Annotated in this window: 2 protein-coding genes and 1 pseudogene; 1 reads left to right on the plus strand and 2 read right to left on the minus strand. The window is 69.0% G+C overall.

The features are described from left to right. Positions 1 to 211, plus strand: a pseudogene (locus tag AC5RV2_RS16515) (SAM-dependent methyltransferase); the annotation flags it as partial. Between the two features lie 6 nt (positions 212 to 217). On the opposite strand, the gene AC5RV2_RS16520 reads toward AC5RV2_RS16515, so the two are convergent. Together AC5RV2_RS16520 and AC5RV2_RS16525 are read right to left on the minus strand one after the other, a co-directional pair. After that, positions 218 to 1,555 (minus strand): DUF4032 domain-containing protein, encoded by a 1,338-nt coding sequence (locus AC5RV2_RS16520; RefSeq protein WP_494093235.1) that lies wholly within the window; start codon positions 1,553 to 1,555, stop codon positions 218 to 220. 25 nt (positions 1,556 to 1,580) lie between these two features. Next, a complete protein-coding gene (locus tag AC5RV2_RS16525; protein WP_494093236.1) occupies positions 1,581 to 2,735 on the minus strand; it encodes an ABC transporter ATP-binding protein in 1,155 nt (384 codons plus the stop codon). Positions 2,736 to 2,935 lie beyond the last annotated feature (200 nt).

Here is a 2,935-nt window from a genome sequence, read left to right on the forward strand (position 1 = left end):
CGGCCACCTGGCTCCCGCCGGCCGGCTCGTGGCAGGATTCGGCGCCGGCCGCGGCTACGACTTCGACGAGTTCTTCTCCGACGCCGCGGCGGCGGGCCTGACCCCCGACCTGCGGTTGGCCACCTGGGATTTGCGCCCGTTCACCCCGTCGTCGGACTTCCTCGTGGCGATCCTCAGCACGACCGAAGGGCGGCAAGCCGGACCTGCCTGAGCGCAGTCAGCCTTCGTCCGCCGCGGCCGCGTCCAGGGCGGCGGCGGTCCGCGCATCCGGATCGAGCATGATGGCGGCCTCGTCGCGGCGGTGGCGCAGCACGGTATCGACGTAGGACTGCACGGCCTCCGCCAGCGGCACGTTGCGGTCCTGCGCTTCGGAGATATACCAGCGGTGCTCGAGCACCTGATGGACCACTTCGGCCGGTTCCAGCTTGCCCGCCAGCTCGCGCGGGATGGCCCGGACAATCGGTTCGAAGACCTGACGGACCCAGCTATGCGCGCTGATCTCCTCGCTCTGCTCCGGCTGGTTGTCAGCCCGGTAGGCATCCAGGTCATTGAGCAGCCGGCGTGCCTGGTTCGCCTGCACATCGAGGCCCGTGAGCCGCAGCAGCCGGCGCTGGTGGTGCCCGGCGTCCACCACCTTGGGCTGGAGCTGGATGGTGGCCCCGTCGGCGGTGGTGTTGATGGAGAACTCCTCCACGTCGAACCCCAAATCGTTCAGGCGGCGGATGCGGGCGTTGACCCGCCACCGCTCACCCAGGTCGAACGACTCCTCCGCCGTCAGTTCCACCCACAGCTTGCGGTAGCTGTCCATGATCCGCTCGCTGGTGGCCACCGGATCCACTCTTTCCTCGAGCAGGCCGCCCTCGATGAGGTCCATCATCTCGCCGGCGATGTTCACCCGCGCGATCTCGAGGTCGTGCTCGCGCTGGCCGTCCGAGAGCCGCTGCTGCAGCTCACCGGTTTCGGCGTCCACCAGGTAGGCCGCGAACGCTCCGGCATCGCGGCGGAAGAGCGTGTTGGACAGCGAGACATCGCCCCAGAAAAACCCCACCAGGTGCAGGCGCACCAGCAGCAGTGCCTGCGCGTCGATCAGGCGGGTCAGGGTCTCCCGCCGCAGCGTCTGGGAAAACAAGGCGCGGTACGGCAGCGAGAAACGAAGATGCCGGGTGACCAGCACCGGTTGCAGGGGAGTGCCGTCGGTGCGCAGCCGCCCGGTGATGACGGCCACCGGTTCCACGCAGGGGATAGCCAGCCGCTGCAGCTTGCGCAGCATCTGGTATTCGTGCCGGGCAGCTTCTTCGCCGGTCTCCTTGATCGCCACGACGCCCGCGCCCAGCGGGGCGAACCTGACCACGTGCCGGGACAGCCCGCGGGGCAGCGCGGCCAGGTTTTCCGGCGGCCAGTCTTCGAGCGCTAGATGCCAGGGCAGGTCCAGCAGCCGCTCGTCGGCGGTCGCCGCGGTGATGCTCAGCGACGCTATCGACGCGGCCCCGCCGGACAGGGCCGCGTCGGCGGCCCCTGGGACGGGACCGCCGGTGCCGGGATGTTGGTCAGCCATGATGACTACATCCTAGGCGCGGGGCCTAGTCGGCGGTCTTGCCGGCTTCGATCGGAGTATTGAGGTCCTCCACCGAGGCGGGCGGCGTGCCGGGGGCATGCTCGCCCAACCGCAGCCCGTTCTCGGTGTCGAACAGGTGCACGTGGCCCTCCTTGGGCCGCACATACGTGGTGCTGCCGGCCGGCGGCGGGGTGCGCCCGTCGACGCGGCCGGTGATGTCGTAGCGCTTGCCGTCCAGCTCGGTGTGCCCGTAGACGTACGCGTCGGCGCCCAGTTCCTCGACGACGTCCACGAACACCGCGAGCCCCTGGCCGTCCTCGGCGCGCTCCAGGTCCTCCGGCCGGACCCCCAGCGTGACGGTGTTTCCGTGCGCGGCCTCCAGCAGGTTGCGCGGCACCGGGTACGTCAGGCCGCCGAACTGGACACCGCCGTCGGTCACCGGCAGTTCCAGCAGGTTCATGGCCGGCGAGCCGATGAAACCGGCCACGAAGACGTTGGCCGGCCGGTCGTAGAGGGCGCGCGGGGTGTCCACCTGCTGCAGGATGCCGTCCTTGAGCACCGCCACGCGGTCGCCCATGGTCATGGCTTCCACCTGGTCGTGGGTGACATAGACGGTGGTCACGCCCAGCCGGCGGGTCAGGGAGGCGATCTGCGTGCGGGTCTGCACGCGCAGCTTGGCGTCCAGGTTGGACAGCGGCTCATCCATCAGGAAAACCTGCGGGTTCCGCACGATCGCCCGGCCCATCGCCACGCGCTGGCGCTGGCCGCCGGAGAGCGCCTTGGGCTTGCGGTCCAGGTACTCCTCCAGGTCCAGCAGCTTGGCCGCCTCGCGGACCCGCTCGACGCGTTCTTCCTTGGACACGCCGGCGATCTTCAGGGCGAAACCCATGTTGTCCGCAACGGACATGTGCGGGTACAGCGCGTAGTTCTGGAACACCATGGCGATGTCACGGTCTTTGGGCGGTATGTCGGTGACGTCGCGGTCGCCGATCAGGATCCGTCCCGAGTTCACGTCTTCCAGGCCGGCCAGCATCCGCAGCGAGGTGGACTTGCCGCAGCCCGAGGGGCCGACGAGGACCAGGAACTCGCCGTCGGCGATCTCCAGCTTGAGGCTGTCCACCGCGGGCTTTTCGGTGCCCGGATATAAGCGCGTGGCATTGTCGAACGTTACCGTTGCCATGGTCGTTTTCCCTTCACGGGCAGGTACGTGCCCGACGATCCGTCGTGATGGGTGTGTATGCAGTTTTCGAGCCGCCGCACGGCATTGTGAGGCGGCTCACGCCCTCAGTATGCCACGGCTGTCAACGAGCCCCGGGGGCGCGGCGACCGGCGACGCGCCCCCCCGGAAAGCTAGAACGGAATAGCACACCTCTGAACACC

The sequence above is a fragment of the Arthrobacter sp. Y3225116 genome (assembly GCF_059091245.1).